Here is a 14,597-nt window from a genome sequence, read left to right as displayed (position 1 = left end):
CTCAGACGCCGGCGCCGGACGTGCTTTGGGCATCGCCGCCGAGCGCGCCTTGCGCGTTGTAGGTCTGTCCCGGCTGATGACCTTGACTGGCTTGCGCACTCGCAGAGGTCTCGACCTCCGTCGTGCCGTCGGAATAGGTGATCGTCGTGGTGGTGATGCCGTCGATGGTGATGGAGACCTCGCTGACGATGGACTTGCTCGAACCGCCGCCGCCGCTCGAGCCCGAGCTGCTGTCCGCCGATTGCGAGGATGAAGCCGCTGACGTCTCCGATGTGGCTGCCGTCGACGACGTCGACGATGCCACCGAAGATGAATTTGTTGCCGTCGGCTGGGACGTTGAAGCCGTCACCGCCGCGCTGGATGATGCAATCGCACTGATCGACATGAAAGCCTCGCTTGCAGGTAAACCACGGGCATCACGCCGATCGGCCGCCCGGCTCTCCGTTCAACGCAGCGGGTGACCGAAGCAGGCGTTGCCGCTGCGAAAAAGCACCGATGCAGCGCGCATTCCCGCTCCCGGGACGGCAACCAATCACCCGGCCGCGAGTTGCCGCTTTTTCCCACCTATCCGGGGAAGCCGCGCGCGGTCGCTACCGGCGGTCGCCCGCGGTGGATGGACAGTCATCTCGTCTCACGTCCGTGTGAGCAGGAGCGTGGACGGTGAATTTTCACGAGCGAGCGGAGACCAATGAACAGCAGGCCGCAAGGCAGGGGGATGCTGTGAGTCAGATTGATACGACTGAGAAACTCCAGGACACACTGGAGAGTGGAAACTCGCTGTTCGCGCTCTGCGGACTCGGCGTGGCCGGAATTGCGATGCTGGGCTGGATCGGCGCCCTCGCCTGGATGGCCTGGCGCCTTGCGGGCTGGCTGTTGTTCTGAGGTCGCCCTTGAAAGCCTCGAGCGCAACCTAGGGATATCGAGCCGGGACTGGTCGGGGCAGCTGGATTCGAACCAACGACCTGCAGTACCCAAAACTGCCGCGCTACCAGGCTGCGCTATACCCCGAATGTCCGGCGAGCCCCGTCGATACACGCTTCCAAAGCGGCCAGCAAGGCTGGCCCATAGATCTTATTTGGGGTCCTATTGGGCGCTTACTTGCTGCCGAACAGGGGTGGCCGACGCGGTCGCCGGGACGGATGCCGTATTTCTGCGCCGTTCCCGCCACCACTTCCAGAACGGCCCGGGCCGGGCCCTGGGACGAAATGATCCTGGTCGACATCGGCTCGGTGTTCTCGGCGATGCGCAGGATGCGACCATCGGCGCGGATGAAGATCATGTCGAGGGAGACATAGGTGTTCTTCATCCACATCGACACCTCCTGCTCGGGATTGAAGTCGAACAGCATGCCTTTGCCGTCGGCCAGTTCCTTGCGGTACATCAGGCCGGTCTCCTTCTCCTTCTCGGTGGTGGCAATTTCCACCGAGAACACCTGCACGCCGTTCCTGGTGACGATCTCGAGCGGCTGGAAGCTGGCGGCACCGACGGGTGTGCCCGCGACGGCAAAGACGACGACGAGGATGGCGGCAAGCCAGCCCCTTGCTACGGACCAGACGGCATCTCGGTCAGGATAGATGGCAAACCGCATCGGAAGTGCACTCGGAGCGTGGGACTGCGACAGTCCTTACGCGGCGGTCGGCGGAAAAGAAAGAGGAGCGCCAGCTCGCCGGCGCACCTCTGCTCACGATTGCGGGAATTGGCGAATGGGCGCGACGGCGACCTGCTAGTGGGACGAAAGTCCCGGCGATCCCGTCTCGGGATGGATCTCGGCCGCCATCATGCCCTTGGAGCCGGGCCCGAAGCGGACCAGGACATATTGGCCAGGCCGCAATTCCGTCATGCCGAAGCGGCGCAGCGTCTCCATGTGCACGAAGATGTCGGGCGTTCCCTCGCCGCAGGTCAGGAAGCCGAAGCCACGCAGCCGGTTGAACCATTTGACCTGGGCCCGCTCGAGCCCGCTGGTCGCGGTCACCGTGACATGGGTGCGCGGCGGCAGCATCTGGGCCGGATGGATCGCGGTCGACTCGTCCATCGAGACGACGCGGAACGCCTGGTAGCCCTTGGCGCGCTGGATGCATTCGACGACGATGCGGGCGCCCTCATACGCGGTCTGGAAACCGTCGCGCCTAAGCACGGTAACGTGCAGGAGCACGTCGGGCCAGCCATTGTCGGGAACGATGAAGCCGTAGCCCTTGGAGGCGTCGAACCATTTGATGACGCCGTGGACCTCGACGAGATTGGCGCTGGCCTCGCCAAGTCCACTGAAGGGACTGAGCACACCATCGCGACCGGCGGCGCCCTGTTCGCCGGGCGTCAACCGCCCCGGCGATGCGCCCTGCCCGGGAACCCCGAGCTTCTTGGACTCAAATCCGTCCGACGACCCCATAACCCCGGACCCCACACATCCCATGCAACCCGCCTGATTGGCGGCGTCGAATCACGCGTCTTTAGAGAATGTTCTCAATTCGACGCGACGCGAATCTTCCGACTCAAAAGATAACACTCCCGGTTGCGAGGCATAGACAAAAAAGAGATCTCGTCGGAACCTATGAACAGCTTGCACAGCCGCGAATCAAACTGACGCCTCAATTGCCGACGAAGGGCCCGAGGGTTTCGCCGATGTCGTGGCGGATGACGAGATCGGCGATGTCGTCCTGATCGGTCGGTTCGCGATTGATGATCACCAAACGAGCACCGTTGTTCTTCGCCATCATCGGAAACCCCGCCGCCGGCCATACGACGAGCGAGGAACCGATCGCGATGAAGAGATCGCAGTCCTGCGACAGCAGTGTCGCGCGCTGCATTTCATCCTCCGGCATCATCTGGCCGAACGAGATCGTCGCCGTCTTCACCGGCTCGTCGCAAATCGTGCAGTTCGGCGCGGCGCCGTCCTGGTCGAACCGCTGCTTCACCCAGTCGAGCGGATAGGACTGCCCACATCCGATGCATTTTGCGTAAGTTGTATTTCCATGAAGTTCAACGACGTGCTCGGCGGCAAAGCCGGAGGCCTGGTGCAGGTTGTCGATGTTCTGGGTGATGACCGCGGGGATCTTGCCGGCGCGATACAGCGAGGCCAGCGCCCGATGGCCGCGCCCAGGCCTCGCCGCCGCGAAGACCTCCTCCATCGCAAAGCGGCGGCGCCAGGATTCGGCGCGCGCATCCTGGCTGCCGACGAACTCGCCGAACTCGATCGGACGGTAGCGCGTCCAAATTCCGCCCGGCGAACGGAAGTCGGGGATGCCGCATTCGGTCGAGATGCCGGCGCCGGTGAACGGCACGATGGTCCTGGCTTCGGCGATCATGTCGCCGAGCCGTTCGACGCCGCTGCGAAGATCCGATGCAATCATCGCGGTCTCCCGATTTGGTTTGCGCTAGCGGCCAGATGCGCAAGCGACAAGATTGTTGACGCTCTTATCCACCGCGAAAAGAAACGCGAGGCAAGACGGCAAAATGTGAATCGCATCCTGGGCGGCAATTTCTTCCGACCTTCGCTTATCACAATCCTGCAATGCCTCCTCCCCATTGACGCCCCAATCAGAAGCGCCAATGCATGTGTTGAATGCGACTCAAAGTGATTTGCGGCGGCAGAGCTTGAGTTCGGTAGTGCACATGCTCAGGTGTAGAGGGGATTCACATGTCAGAGGATGAACAACGCAAGATCCGCGAACGCGAAGAGATCGCCGCCCGTGTCGCCGCCTTCCGTGCCACCCAGGAAAAATTCAAGCGCGAGCGCGAAGAGTATTTCGTCTCGACGCTCGACAACGCGCGCAAGGTGGAACGGCCGTCGCTGTGGCCGTAAGATCTGATCGCCACGCATGAAAAAGCCCGGAGCGGCGCTCCGGGCTTTTCAATTCTTCAGCCGTTACCAGTGACGATAATAGTGGCGATGCCGGTAGTACGGGCCGCCACCATAATAGGCGTAAGGACCCGGGCTGTAATAGGCGGGGCCGCCATAGTATCCGTAGCCCGGACCGTAATAGCCACCATACGGACGGGACGCCGCGACCGCGCCGGCGGTGATCGCGCCGGCGGCAAGGCCGAACGCAAGGCCCGGGCCGATGCCGCGACCACGCGCCTCGGCAGGCGCAGGCGCCGCAACCGCGGTGACGCCAACGGCGGCGACGGTGGCCAGAACTGCCAGTGTTTTCTTCATGATTGTTCTCCTTCGCATCTCGCTGGGACAACGCGGAGAGCCTGCGATGGTTGCGCACAGTTCGTGGAACCCGCCCTGGCGAAATAATTGCGGTGGAGACGGAACGAAATCACGCCGCCTGGATTGCAGCCACAAGTGCGGAAGCCGCAGCCATCCGGCCAGGCGACAGCACGAAGACCCCGCCAGCATCCTCCGCGGTGCTGGCGGGGTTTTTGGTTTTCAGGGAACGAACGGCAGCAGACACTAAAGGCTGCCAACGGGCGGACGCCGAGGAGGACACATTGCCGATATCTGCACTGCTCGCCCGCATCCGCAGGCTGGTTCCCAAAAACCGGGATCCGCACTACGACGAGATCGTCCGCAGTTTCGGTGTCGGTTCGCTGCGCCCGCCGCCGACACCGATGAGCGACGGCGAACTCGCGCGGGCCATTGCCGAATTCCTCAAGGATACGCCCTCCACGGAAACCGTTGCGACCCTCGGCCGGCGGCTCGATCCCTCGAACCCGCTTTGATCGGAATTGCCCGTCAGCGGAACATGCGCGGCGCGCGCACGTTGACCGGGCCTTCACGCGAGGAGGTCCATCATGCCGGTGTGGCTCGAAGTTCTGCTCAATTTGTCCGGCTATGCCGGCTTCGTCGCGCTGGCGACCCGGGGCGCCGCGCCCGATGGTGTCTCGGCTGACGAGCGGATCTGTGGCGGCGGGCGCTAGTTCGCGTGTGGCGGCTGGCCTGCCGTGCGCACCAGCCTGTCGGCCTTGACCGCGACCCGCGTGTCTTCGACCTGCGGCCTCAGCGAGACGCTGATCACCACGAAGGCGAGACAGAACAGCGTGCCGACGATGGCGACGCGCCGGTAGGTGTGCCGGTCGCCTTGATGGAAGGACGGTTCTAAAAAAGGTGTCATGGCAAAATCGCTTCTTGGCAAAGTCGTCTTCTTGATTGTCTTTGCCAGACACCTACTCCAACCCGCAGCCAGCGCAACGCGATTGGACATTTAACCTAACCGAATAGGCTTATCGGCTTTCGCGCAAGTTTTCGTTAGGCATTGCGCGCGCCGCGAGCGACCGGCTTTGTTCGAGCTTCGACTCCATTTCGTTCTCGAAGAACGAATCGGAATCCAAGAAACCGACGCGGAGCAGCTCTTAACAAGACGTGAGGATCGCGCGCGGTGACGAGTCATCGCGAGAGATCGCGGAGGCACGCGATCGCATCTTGCGATCACATGTCGCCTCACTTGGCGTCATTGCTCTTTGGCGGCGGCACCTGCGGCACCGACGGCTTGCCTTGCGCAGCCGTGGATGCCTGTCGTACCAGAACACTTTGGCGATCTCGGCGAGAAACCAGCACACATCCATGTCGCTCTCCCTCGCCCATTGCATAATGATGGCCCGAGGACGGGACTGTGCGAGGAATCACGAATGTGTCGCTGGAGCGCAACGTCCCGTATCGACACAGAAGCCTTGGCTTGTTCTTCATCCAACTCCACTTCGTTCTCAAAGAACGAATCGGAGTCGGAATATCGGCGCGAAGCAACTCCTAACGATCGGTGAAGCTGCGCAACGCATCGCGCTTGCCGATGGCCGCCCGCCATCGGCATTCGCCGGGGCTCCTCACGCCGCTCGCTTCGCCTTGCCCTTCTCCGAGAAGCATTCGAGAATCTGGATGCGGAGCTCCTCCGCAGCCGGGCCTTCGACCTTCCTGAGCTGATTCCAGAGCCTGATCACTTCACGCTGTTTCTCGACGGTCACGAGTCACCTCCCTGAGATTCCAAAGATGATGGCTCACTAGAACAAACTAAGAACAAAAAGTCCAGTCCTCTGCGCGTGACGTCCCGGCCGATCGCGCGGCACCGCCTGCGGCGGCCCTCGCGATGAGGTCGCGCTTTGCCGCACGATTCTGGACGATCTCTGCGATCGCCTTGATGCACCTCGCATGGAACGCCTTGATGCCCCTTCCCGTTAGCGCTGCCGAGGGTGGTGCAGATGCCAAGAAGATTCTACGCGGTCGAGGTTGTCAGGCAGATCGAGGAGACGGTCGAGATCATCGTCGAGGCGGCCGACGATGAGGCGGCGCATGGCGCGGCGCTCGAGCATCTGAAGGCCCGCGGCGGCGAATATGATTGGCTCAATGCAAAGACGGAATTCATCGTCTGGCGCAAGCGCGCGGTGGAGACGCCGGCCATCGTCGACGTGACCGCGTGATGCGATCCTGCGCGTCATGCGCGGAACGAATTGCCCGCATCGGCATTGTCAGGGAGATTTCAGTGGTGCTGACGGTTGTGCGACGCGACCTTCAGCTTTGAAGAACCCCGCAGCCCCCGCGCGGGGTTTTCTCTTTTTGGCAGCGGACGGATGAACCTTTGTCGCGCTGGTGCGTCTTATATCTGAAGCTTTCCCCAGGCTTCACCCCATCAGAAAGCCCCGCTTCCCCCAGGCGGGGTTTTCGCTTTTGCGGGCACCGCCCGCGCGTCTGCGTGCCCTTGGCATGCAGACGGCGCGCGATCGATCCGGATCAGACGGAGTCTTTTATCAGACGGAGTCCTTGGCAACCTTGAGCGGCGAGGCCTTGACAGACTTGCTCGCCGGCTTGGCCGCGAACTGCATCGGCTCCTTGGTGAAGGGATTGACGCCCATGCGGGCTTCGGTCGCCGGCTTGTTCACGACCGACATCTTCACGAAACCGGGAATGACGAACTCGCCGGACTCGTTGAGCTCCTTGTATCCGACCGTCGCCATGTACTCGATGACCGACTTCACGTCGTTCTTCGACAACTGCGTGCCCTCGGCAATTGCATCGATCAATTGAGTCTTGGTCATCTTGGCCATGTCTGAAGTCCTCTGGATGGGGTGCGCGCGCGCTGTGAATGACGGCCGGGCACGCGACAAAGGCGCGCAGCGCGCTTTGTGGTCGTGCCAACGGGCGGGAAGTCACGGGGCTTAGAACCCATCAAGGCCGAAAACGCAAGCCGCAGTTTGACGGGAGTTCGGCCTGTGTCCCCGACGGTAGCAGCGTCTGCCGGGGCATCCCGCGCATCGATTCGGCAATGAGTGGAGGGGTTCTGCCGGTTCGCCGCCAGACTGGATGATGCCCGCATCGCCAAAGCGGGTTCTCTTTCGCAAGCATTTGCTGCATAGTGGGGCATGGCAAAAACAAAAGTGACGTTTAGAGCGGTCCGGATCGCCGATGGCGACTGGAAAATCCTGGCGGACTATCCCGGCAGCGAGCAGCGTGAAATCACGGGATTCACCAGCAAGGCTGATGCCGACGACTGGATGAACGGGGATCGCAAGATCGCGTGGCTGCGCTCGCAGGGTTACGCCAAGTAGTCCGCAAAGCGACTTGCAGAATCATCTGCAAAGTCACGGGCGATAGCCTCTTCAAGTGAAGCACTAGCGGCCATTTCAAAAGCCCGGAGCGATCCGGGCTTTTGAAATGGCCGCTCAAGTCTTCGGCGTGGGAGATTGCTCGATCACGTCGGCAGTGCCGGGCTCGACGACTGCAATCTCGATTCCCTGACACGCGCACCGCATCCCTGCCCCGCACTGACAACCGAACTCACGCGACCATTCCTTGTCGGGATGGTTCTCGCAAACCCAGCCGAGACCGCGACAGATCCTGCAGTCAGGATTTCGCACGCCGTAGCCTTGCCGCCCGATCGCCACGGAGAAACTTCAAACCCTCGATCGTCAGGTTGGAATTGTCTTCGGACTTGCCGGCGAGAAACGCCGCAAGGCGCTCGCGGGCGGCATCGTTCTGCTCGGACGTCAGGTTCACCATCATCCCGTACGCCTGCATGATCTTTTCAATCGTTTTCATGCACACCAACGTCGGGGCGGAACCAGAGTTCCCGTGGACGGCTTAGTAGAGCATCACCCGGCGCGGCATCCTGGTCGGCTCCCTTGGCGCGGCTGCTGCAAACTCACGCAGCTCTGTGGCCCTGCTCGGCGGCCGCGATAGCCCTGTTCGACAGCAGGACCCGGTGATCCCGCCCGATCGTTAAACCTGTGGCTCCGCTCAGCTTGTTCAGACTTCAGTAACCCAACGCCTCCAAGCTTCCCGTCAGTATCGTTGCGTTGGAGTACCTCACAGTGCTGGATTTTCATGAGCTGCGCGAACTCGCGGCAGACGTTCGTGTGTTTGTCGATGTCGCCGAGGACAAGGCTGGAGCGCTGAGGTCCGTCATCACGGCTTACGATGTCGTGCTGGCGATCTTCCCCTCCGAGGAAGGCATGGGCCTCCACGTCATCAAGGGCAGCGAGATCCTGGACGGGATCGCGAAATCGCGGACACATGCGACCTACAGCCACACGGCCATCGCGGTTCCCGACCTGCAACACGCGCAAGCGCTCAAGATCCTGACGGCTCCGGTCGAGCAGCGGATCGCAGCCTAGCGACCGACGGCGAGGAACGCTCGGCTCTCACGCGCATTGACCTGTCTCCAGATGAGGAGATGACAATGAGCGTCGAAGGCAAAGCGAAGGAAGCCGCCGGTTTCGTCAAGGAAGAGCTGTACGAGCACGGCAAGTCCCCCGATAGCCAGAAGAAGGCTCAGGAGGGCCGTGACCTCCGCAACGAGGGCCGCGTCGAAGACGGCAAGGCTCCGAAGACGACGAAGCCCGGCACCGGTCACTAGACACCAGACCGACATTTCGAAAACCGTCCCTGACCATGTCAGGGGCGGTTTTTCTTGTTGTGGGGTGTCCGGCCTCGAACTGTTATATGACCGGATGTCTTGCGCGAGGGGTTGATGAAGATTGCCATTGTTATTGCCGGCTTGATCGTTGTTGCAATCGCCGCCCTCGTGGCGATCCAGCCGGGCTTCCTGAAGCCTGCGTCGCTGGCCCTCGTGAAGAAGTCCGACATCCTCGGATTTTCGCCCGGGATGACGTTCGAGGAGACGACGAAGCTCGTCACGCAACGCCGCTACCGCTGCCGCCAGCTGCGCGACTCCCATACCCTCGAATGCGCTGTCGACGGCGCCAGGGTCACGGTCGACAGCGACGACATCGACGACAGGCACCCGATCCGCCGCGTCACCGCGGAGCTGAACAATCCGGGCCCGCAAGAGACCGCCGTCAAATCGATCTCCGACCAGTTCAACGCCCAGCCGACCCGGGACGCCCGCGAGGGATGGATATGGATCGTCGGCCGCGGACTGAAGCTGAGCTACGACGGGGCTGCCTTGAGGCTCGTGGACGAGGCCGAGGAGGCTAAATTCAGCAAACAGGGTTCAAAGCGATAGCGCGGTAAGCCCCCTCACCTTGTCGCAGACAGCGCGGCAAGCCCGGTCAGGCCGTGTGGCCGGGATCGACATTCCCAGGTGTCTTCTTGTCCCGCTGCGGCGTCATCTTGGCGGGGCTTTCTTTTCCCGGCACGCCACGCGGGCCCAGCTGTTCGCGCTGGATATCGTCTTCGGAAAGTTCGGGCTCGCGGCCATTGATCGGCTCTGTCGGCATATCGTTCTCCTGAAAAGCGCGCGGCCCCACAGACCGCAGGAGCCGCACGCGCAGTTTGACGGCGGGAGGAAAGCGTTCGGGTTCAAGTTGCGACAACAGCGGCCGTTCCAAGGGAACAATTGTTCCCGAAATTCGTTAGCGCGCGAAAGGAGCCTTCATGGACAAAGTCACGCGTTGCCTGCGGTGCGGCAAAAGAACGATCCCGGTGCCCGGCCTTTACGGCAAGACCGAGCTGCAATGCATTGTCTGTGACGGGCTCGATCCCCTGAAGAAGACCAAGCCGATTTCCGAAACGACTCTTCTAAAAACGACTCTCTAAAATAGCCGCCTCACCTGAGGGACGCGCCTCCCAGCCAGCTTTCACAAGCAATCACACTTGACGGATGGGCCGCGCGTATGCACATGAGCCCGCCTTCGCACAAGGCGTTCTTTTGGAGAGGAGCCGACATGCCCTACGCACTTTTTGAAGACGACCAGAAGCTCAGCAAGGAATTCCCCACCGCGGAAGACGTCTGGACTCACGCCGATGAAGCCGGCCTGGTTGACGTTGTCGATGGGAGGACAGTCCTGGAAGACGGGTACACCATTCAGCCCTGCCAGCCTGACAATGAGACCGGAAGCACTGTCCCGCCACCCGGGGGATCCTGATTTACCAGACGCCGTCGGCCGGATCGGCTGATGCGCGCCAAGCGAATCCGCAAGCTTCAGGTCGTCGACCTGACCTGCCGCCTGAGAGCGCCGAGAACGATGAGAATGGCGAAAGCACCGAGACCATAGGTGAGCGCATTCACGACCCAGCAAATGGCAATGCCGGCGAATGTGGAGCCCCCGGTCGCCCCCCAGAACAAATACGCCGCCGAGATACCGGCCCACTCCCACGACAGAAATGCGTAGTCGGTGAACGGCTCCAGGACGAGCAGCGCCGCCGAGATGATCGCCCCGATCGCCAATGCAATGATGAGGTTTGCCTTCACCGAGAGCATCACAGACCCAACAGCCCGGCGAAAACAGGAATGAGGATAAAGGCGGCGAGCCCGAGAAGGCCGCCCACGACGAGTTTCGCCGTGCGGCTGTGGATCTGCTTATCGAGCCACGCGCATATGACGAATGCCGCCTGTCTCAGACCCTCACCAACGAGGCTTCTGATGACGTAAAACAGCAGTTCTGCGAAGATGGCGGCCATGGCGTTTAGTCGCGCTGCCTCCGGCAGGGTTCAATTGGGCTTAGTGAGACCCTGTCAGCCCCTGCGCCGGATTTGATACGCCGCCGCGGCGACGATCGAGGCGAGAACCAGCACGAGGCCAAGTCCGATCATCGCGTCCTTTGCGATCACGGCCGCGAGCGACACGCCGAGCGCCGCCGCCAGCATCTGCCAGAAGCCCAGCAGCGCCGATGCGGCCCCGGCGCGATCCCCGAACGGCGAAAGGGCTTGCGCGCTGCCGAGTGGATTGACCATGCCCATTCCCAGCAGAAAAACGCATGAGCCGGCAAGAAACGGCAGGAAGCCTCCGTTGAGCAGCGCACACAACAACACCAGAGCGCCGCCGGCACAGGCCAGCACGAGGCCGAGGTAGATCGAGCGATCAAGGCCGAGACGCGGAACAAGTCTCGTTGCGATGATGCCGGCGCTGAACACGATCATGACCGTGCCTGCGAAGAACAGCCCGAGTTGCAAGGGCGTGAAGCCGAGCCCCTCGATCAGAACGCGCGGGAGTGCCGAGAACATTGCAAACAACGCGCCGAGGATGAGGCTGACCGTCGCGGCGGGAACGACGAAACGCCTGTCCGTGGAAAGCGAGCGGTAGCCGCTGGTGATCGCGCCCAGATCGAGCGGGGCGCGCGTCGCATGGTGCGTTTCACCAAACACGAAACAATAGGCGATCGCGGCGATGACGGCGAAAATGGCCACAAAGGCAAACGCCGATCGCCAGCCGAAGACATGATCGAGCGCGCCACCGACCAGCGGCGAAAAGCCGGGGGCTGCCGCCATCGCGATCATCACGAATGTGAGCACGCGGGCGAGCTTTTCGCCGTTGAAGAGATCTCGTGCAATGGCCCGCGAGAGAACCGATGTGGCGCAGGCACCGGCGGCCTGCACGACACGGCCGGCGAGCAGCGCAGGCAGATCATTCGCCAACGCGCACCAGATGCTGCCCGCGAAGAATATCGCAGATCCCGCGATCACCGGCGCGCGCCGGCCGAAGCGATCCGACACGGGACCGACGACGAGCTGTCCGGCGGCGAACATCGCCAGGAAGACGGTGATCGCCGACGTCACCTTCGCGCTGGAGACGTTCATTGCCGTCGCGATTTCCGGAAGCGAAGGCAGCAGGATATTGGTCGCCAGCGTGCCGCTCGCAGACAGCGCCGCAAGAACGGCGACCTGAAGTCCGAGCGGCATGCTCCGCACCAGCGGCCGATTTGCAACATTGTCAGTCATGGGCCGCTTCGTGTTGATGAAATGACCATCATCATATCATCCGCGTGGCGGCTGATGCAACCCGCGTTTCGTCCGCGGCTAGCTGTCCTCCGACGTAGACAACGGCACCCGGGAGCGCTGCAGTCCCTAGGGCGTTCTGACGCTCGGACAAGCTCGCGCGATTCAATCGCTACGTCAGTCGAGCTTCGTGCGACTGTTCAGCCCTTGATCTCGAGCGTTCAATTGCGGGAATTACGGTGCCAGTACATTTGACTACCTTCCGCCCAGCTCGATCTTCGGCTTCGGCCCACGCTTGGCTGGTTTGAGGATGCGGCCGGTCTGGCGCTCGATGCGGGCCAGAAAGCGGCCGTCACCGAGCTGGCGGCCGATGCTCTCTGCCGAACGCAGCGCGTCGAACAGATCCTCGTCCGGCTCGGTTGCCAGCACATCGGCAAAATCGGGGAAGCGATCGCGAACCGGCGCCAGCGCGGTGAGGCCGTCGTCCCGCCCGCGCAAATGGGCGCGCGCGCTCCCGGCCACTCCCTTCAAGGCAGCGCGCGCACGCTTGTCGTCCGGTCTTCCTCTTCGGCGATGTACGCCATTCTCTGCCACCGCGCTGCCGCTTCGCCCCACTCCATCATCTCGCGGGCATCAAAAGCCGCCCACGATCTCTCTTGACACAAGCGGGCATATGTACGGAACAGGTCAAATCTTGCGAGCATCGCTGCAGCGCGTGGATCGCGCATTCGAGCAGAAATTTAAGAACCGTTTCAACTTTCCCAGCAAAGCCTCAATGAGGTGCTCGATCCACCGCTGCTCCTCCGCCAGCTTTGCAATAGCGGCGTCCTCGCGGTCGCGGTCGTCGAATATCTGCTGGCGGGGTGGAGGCGCGATCTTCTCAGTGAGAAGGAACATGATTGCCTGCTTTCAATGAGGAGCAAGTACCTGACCCCTGCTTTTGTTCCCATGCCTGTCTGCTTGAGCCCGGCGCCGCGCTTGCCCGCGTGTTGGCGGGCCCCGAACTGGCTCCGGCGCGACGTGACGACGATCAATAGCCCACCCGGGCGGCCACCTGCCTGGATTCCGCTAAGGGCGGTTATCGGACTCCGGAGATCTCGTTCCCCTGGGCCAGACCCTGGATCAAGCGAGCGAAGTCATGTGTTGGGACTGTGCACTAATTGTCTACTGACCTAGTTGCGCCTGCAAAACCTCGCCACGCGTGACGGGCTAAGTAGGCAGTTACAGTGACAGTGCACTTAACTACCTTCCGCTCAATCCTGCTCGCCCTGTCACCGTGACTGCACATTATCCGGAATACCGCTTGCCTTAACGCATTGTCCGGCGATTCCTGCACTCGCGACGAGGCTTGGGAAGTTCTCACTCATAGACAAGAAACTCATTGATTGAATCCGGCAGCGCTGCCGGCCTAACCTTGGATTGGTGACATGGGTGATCGGCCGATCGTCGGACTTTGCCTGTCGCTTGCCGCTGCTGCGTTCGCTTGCTCGCTGACGCCCGCCTGCGCCGATGGTGTCCTCCGGCTCTCTTATGTGGAAGTTCACGACCGAATCCTGCCCTCTGCGAACGTCACGAGCACGAGCGTCAATGTGGTGCTTCATCTTCGGTCCGACGGCGGGCTCCGAGCATCTCGAAGACCGCGCCAGCGGCTCGGCGCGGGGAGGCTCCAAGTCCACTCTCCGGCTCGGCGCTGACGCGCCGCGGAGCTGGCACGTGGCCGGTCCGCACCAACTCGTCAGCGTGCAGGAGTAGTTCACCTACAAGCGCGCCATTCAGGTCAATGTGGACGGTGACCGCTGCACGGCCAACATCGGTTATGCCCTGAACTCCGGCGCCACCGACTACCAATATCCGAGCCTGAAAACCGGCGAACGCGCCACTGCGCGCTCTGTAAAGGCAAGCAACGTGACGTGTTCGATTCAGGCTCAGTAAAACTCCCGCCGGCGCACACCTTCCAGATATGGGCGTTATTGACCAGAATGACGGCGACGGTGCAGTCCAGCACGGTCACCGTAAGTGTATCGGACTTCCCGCGCGATGTGCTCGCGTGACCGGGACGCCGTATCTTGCGCACGGCAGGACATCAGTGGGCAATCTGTTCTTGTAAGGTCGGTCCGATCCGATCAATCGTTGACGCCAAAGTCCGTCAATTTCCAGCCGGTTTCATCCTTCGCGAAAGAGTAGATGATCGAGTCGCAAAAGGCAGAGTAGCTGACCACACCCTTGGGGGATGTGTCCTTGATCGGCTTCTGCTTGGCAAGACACGCCCGGTGAGACGGTCTGAAAGCTCCCTTCCAGATCACGGGAAACTCCGCCGCTTGGCGCAGATCCTGGTAAAGGACCGGATATTTGATCATGTCCGATACGGCCTTCTGGTCGCTCTTGCTGACTGCAGCTTTGAACTCCGTCCAGAACGCTGCGAAACCGTCATCGCTTACGGCCGCCAGCGCCGATCCCGCTGATGTCAGCAAACCAGCTACAAGCAGTCCCCTGCCGACGAACGATCCGATCGAATTCATTTTAATCTCTCCAGCGGCCACTATCGGGTTCG

Annotated in this window: 25 protein-coding genes, 1 tRNA gene and 1 pseudogene; 11 read left to right on the top strand and 16 right to left on the bottom strand. The window is 61.8% G+C overall.

Annotated features, from left to right (window positions below; all coding sequences use genetic code 11):
* Positions 1-137 precede the first annotated feature (137 nt).
* Both ACQ86E_RS30435 and ACQ86E_RS30430 read left to right on the top strand, forming a co-directional pair.
* The gene (locus tag ACQ86E_RS30435) at positions 138-461 is read left to right on the top strand and encodes a hypothetical protein (RefSeq protein ID WP_431203105.1); all 324 of its coding nucleotides are present in this window, start codon (positions 138-140) and stop codon (positions 459-461) included.
* A gap of 259 nt (positions 462-720) precedes the next feature.
* Positions 721-882, top strand: coding sequence for an RNA-binding protein (locus ACQ86E_RS30430; protein WP_431203104.1), 162 nt, complete (start codon positions 721-723; stop codon positions 880-882).
* 49 nt (positions 883-931) lie between these two features.
* Here ACQ86E_RS30430 and ACQ86E_RS30425 read toward each other — a convergent pair.
* From ACQ86E_RS30425 to ACQ86E_RS30410, 4 genes and pseudogenes are all read right to left on the bottom strand, one after another.
* Positions 932-1,008: transfer RNA gene (locus tag ACQ86E_RS30425), tRNA-Pro, on the bottom strand.
* A gap of 86 nt (positions 1,009-1,094) precedes the next feature.
* Positions 1,095-1,588, bottom strand: a pseudogene (locus ACQ86E_RS30420) (DUF192 domain-containing protein).
* 135 nt (positions 1,589-1,723) lie between these two features.
* Positions 1,724-2,386, bottom strand: coding sequence for a cold-shock protein (locus ACQ86E_RS30415; RefSeq protein ID WP_431203103.1), 663 nt, complete (start codon positions 2,384-2,386; stop codon positions 1,724-1,726).
* Between the two features lie 199 nt (positions 2,387-2,585).
* Positions 2,586-3,347, bottom strand: a complete 762-nt coding sequence (locus ACQ86E_RS30410) for a Sir2 family NAD-dependent protein deacetylase (RefSeq protein WP_431203102.1) — start codon at positions 3,345-3,347, stop codon at positions 2,586-2,588.
* A gap of 287 nt (positions 3,348-3,634) precedes the next feature.
* Between ACQ86E_RS30410 and ACQ86E_RS30405 the strand changes: the two genes are divergently transcribed.
* Entirely contained in the window at positions 3,635-3,799 is a 165-nt protein-coding gene (locus ACQ86E_RS30405; protein ID WP_431203101.1) for a hypothetical protein, read from the top strand.
* Between the two features lie 63 nt (positions 3,800-3,862).
* On the opposite strand, the gene ACQ86E_RS30400 is transcribed toward ACQ86E_RS30405, so the two are convergent.
* The gene (locus tag ACQ86E_RS30400; protein ID WP_431203100.1) at positions 3,863-4,153 is read right to left on the bottom strand and encodes a hypothetical protein; all 291 of its coding nucleotides are present in this window, start codon (positions 4,151-4,153) and stop codon (positions 3,863-3,865) included.
* Positions 4,154-4,245: 92 nt separating this feature from the next.
* Here ACQ86E_RS30400 and ACQ86E_RS30395 point away from each other — a divergent pair, with 92 nt between their 5' ends.
* Both ACQ86E_RS30395 and ACQ86E_RS30390 read left to right on the top strand, forming a co-directional pair.
* Positions 4,246-4,665 (top strand): hypothetical protein, encoded by a 420-nt coding sequence (locus ACQ86E_RS30395; RefSeq protein ID WP_431203099.1) that lies wholly within the window; start codon positions 4,246-4,248, stop codon positions 4,663-4,665.
* A gap of 72 nt (positions 4,666-4,737) precedes the next feature.
* Positions 4,738-4,863, top strand: coding sequence for a hypothetical protein (locus ACQ86E_RS30390; RefSeq protein ID WP_431203098.1), 126 nt, complete (start codon positions 4,738-4,740; stop codon positions 4,861-4,863).
* On the opposite strand, the gene ACQ86E_RS30385 is transcribed toward ACQ86E_RS30390, so the two are convergent.
* Positions 4,860-5,057, bottom strand: a complete 198-nt coding sequence (locus tag ACQ86E_RS30385) for a hypothetical protein (protein WP_431203097.1) — start codon at positions 5,055-5,057, stop codon at positions 4,860-4,862. The genes ACQ86E_RS30390 and ACQ86E_RS30385 overlap by 4 nt on opposite strands.
* A 706-nt stretch (positions 5,058-5,763) precedes the next feature.
* Positions 5,764-5,901 carry a hypothetical protein gene (locus tag ACQ86E_RS30380; RefSeq protein ID WP_015686276.1) on the bottom strand — a complete coding sequence of 46 codons (138 nt, stop codon included), beginning with the start codon at positions 5,899-5,901 and terminating at the stop codon, positions 5,764-5,766.
* A 234-nt stretch (positions 5,902-6,135) separates the two neighbouring features.
* On the opposite strand from ACQ86E_RS30380, the gene ACQ86E_RS30375 reads away from it, so the two are divergent.
* Positions 6,136-6,354, top strand: a complete 219-nt coding sequence (locus ACQ86E_RS30375) for a hypothetical protein (RefSeq protein ID WP_431203096.1) — start codon at positions 6,136-6,138, stop codon at positions 6,352-6,354.
* Positions 6,355-6,681: 327 nt separating this feature from the next.
* Here ACQ86E_RS30375 and ACQ86E_RS30370 read toward each other — a convergent pair whose 3' ends face one another.
* Positions 6,682-6,978: an HU family DNA-binding protein gene (locus ACQ86E_RS30370; RefSeq protein ID WP_007591377.1), complete on the bottom strand. Its 297-nt coding sequence runs from the start codon at positions 6,976-6,978 to the stop codon at positions 6,682-6,684.
* 315 nt (positions 6,979-7,293) lie between these two features.
* Here ACQ86E_RS30370 and ACQ86E_RS30365 point away from each other — a divergent pair, with 315 nt between their 5' ends.
* Positions 7,294-7,479, top strand: coding sequence for a hypothetical protein (locus ACQ86E_RS30365; protein WP_015686278.1), 186 nt, complete (start codon positions 7,294-7,296; stop codon positions 7,477-7,479).
* 295 nt (positions 7,480-7,774) lie between these two features.
* Here ACQ86E_RS30365 and ACQ86E_RS30360 read toward each other — a convergent pair whose 3' ends face one another.
* Complete coding sequence (locus ACQ86E_RS30360) at positions 7,775-7,969, bottom strand: hypothetical protein (protein WP_431203095.1); 195 nt, start codon at positions 7,967-7,969, stop codon at positions 7,775-7,777.
* 272 nt (positions 7,970-8,241) lie between these two features.
* On the opposite strand from ACQ86E_RS30360, the gene ACQ86E_RS30355 reads away from it, so the two are divergent.
* The 3 genes from ACQ86E_RS30355 (at position 8,242) to ACQ86E_RS30345 (ending at position 9,395) form a co-directional block, all read left to right on the top strand.
* The gene (locus ACQ86E_RS30355; RefSeq protein WP_431203094.1) at positions 8,242-8,544 is read left to right on the top strand and encodes a hypothetical protein; all 303 of its coding nucleotides are present in this window, start codon (positions 8,242-8,244) and stop codon (positions 8,542-8,544) included.
* A gap of 65 nt (positions 8,545-8,609) precedes the next feature.
* Positions 8,610-8,786, top strand: coding sequence for a hypothetical protein (locus ACQ86E_RS30350; RefSeq protein WP_431203093.1), 177 nt, complete (start codon positions 8,610-8,612; stop codon positions 8,784-8,786).
* Between the two features lie 114 nt (positions 8,787-8,900).
* Entirely contained in the window at positions 8,901-9,395 is a 495-nt protein-coding gene (locus ACQ86E_RS30345; RefSeq protein ID WP_431206603.1) for a hypothetical protein, read from the top strand.
* Between the two features lie 46 nt (positions 9,396-9,441).
* Here ACQ86E_RS30345 and ACQ86E_RS30340 read toward each other — a convergent pair whose 3' ends face one another.
* Positions 9,442-9,720 carry a hypothetical protein gene (locus ACQ86E_RS30340; RefSeq protein WP_431206654.1) on the bottom strand — a complete coding sequence of 93 codons (279 nt, stop codon included), beginning with the start codon at positions 9,718-9,720 and terminating at the stop codon, positions 9,442-9,444.
* A 46-nt stretch (positions 9,721-9,766) separates the two neighbouring features.
* Between ACQ86E_RS30340 and ACQ86E_RS30335 the strand changes: the two genes are divergently transcribed.
* Positions 9,767-9,928, top strand: a complete 162-nt coding sequence (locus ACQ86E_RS30335; protein ID WP_431203092.1) for a hypothetical protein — start codon at positions 9,767-9,769, stop codon at positions 9,926-9,928.
* Positions 9,929-10,313: 385 nt separating this feature from the next.
* On the opposite strand, the gene ACQ86E_RS30330 is transcribed toward ACQ86E_RS30335, so the two are convergent.
* The 6 genes from ACQ86E_RS30330 to ACQ86E_RS30305 form a co-directional block, all read right to left on the bottom strand.
* Positions 10,314-10,592, bottom strand: a complete 279-nt coding sequence (locus ACQ86E_RS30330) for a hypothetical protein (RefSeq protein WP_431203091.1) — start codon at positions 10,590-10,592, stop codon at positions 10,314-10,316.
* On the bottom strand, positions 10,592-10,792 hold the full coding sequence (locus tag ACQ86E_RS30325) for a hypothetical protein (protein ID WP_431203090.1): 201 nt from the start codon (positions 10,790-10,792) through the stop codon (positions 10,592-10,594). Before ACQ86E_RS30325 ends, ACQ86E_RS30330 begins: the two co-directional genes overlap by 1 nt.
* A 54-nt stretch (positions 10,793-10,846) precedes the next feature.
* Positions 10,847-12,049 (bottom strand): multidrug effflux MFS transporter, encoded by a 1,203-nt coding sequence (locus ACQ86E_RS30320; protein ID WP_431203089.1) that lies wholly within the window; start codon positions 12,047-12,049, stop codon positions 10,847-10,849.
* Positions 12,050-12,301: 252 nt separating this feature from the next.
* Positions 12,302-12,577: a hypothetical protein gene (locus tag ACQ86E_RS30315; RefSeq protein ID WP_431203088.1), complete on the bottom strand. Its 276-nt coding sequence runs from the start codon at positions 12,575-12,577 to the stop codon at positions 12,302-12,304.
* 156 nt (positions 12,578-12,733) lie between these two features.
* A complete protein-coding gene (locus ACQ86E_RS30310) occupies positions 12,734-12,943 on the bottom strand; it encodes a hypothetical protein (protein ID WP_431203087.1) in 210 nt (69 codons plus the stop codon).
* A 1,226-nt stretch (positions 12,944-14,169) separates the two neighbouring features.
* Positions 14,170-14,565, bottom strand: a complete 396-nt coding sequence (locus ACQ86E_RS30305) for a hypothetical protein (RefSeq protein ID WP_431203086.1) — start codon at positions 14,563-14,565, stop codon at positions 14,170-14,172.
* Between the last annotated feature and the right edge of the window lie 32 nt (positions 14,566-14,597).

Origin of the sequence: Bradyrhizobium betae (assembly GCF_050632175.1) — a bacterium.
Classification (GTDB): Bacteria; Pseudomonadota; Alphaproteobacteria; order Rhizobiales; family Xanthobacteraceae; genus Bradyrhizobium; species Bradyrhizobium betae_B.
This window is presented reverse-complemented; position numbering and strand designations above follow the sequence as displayed.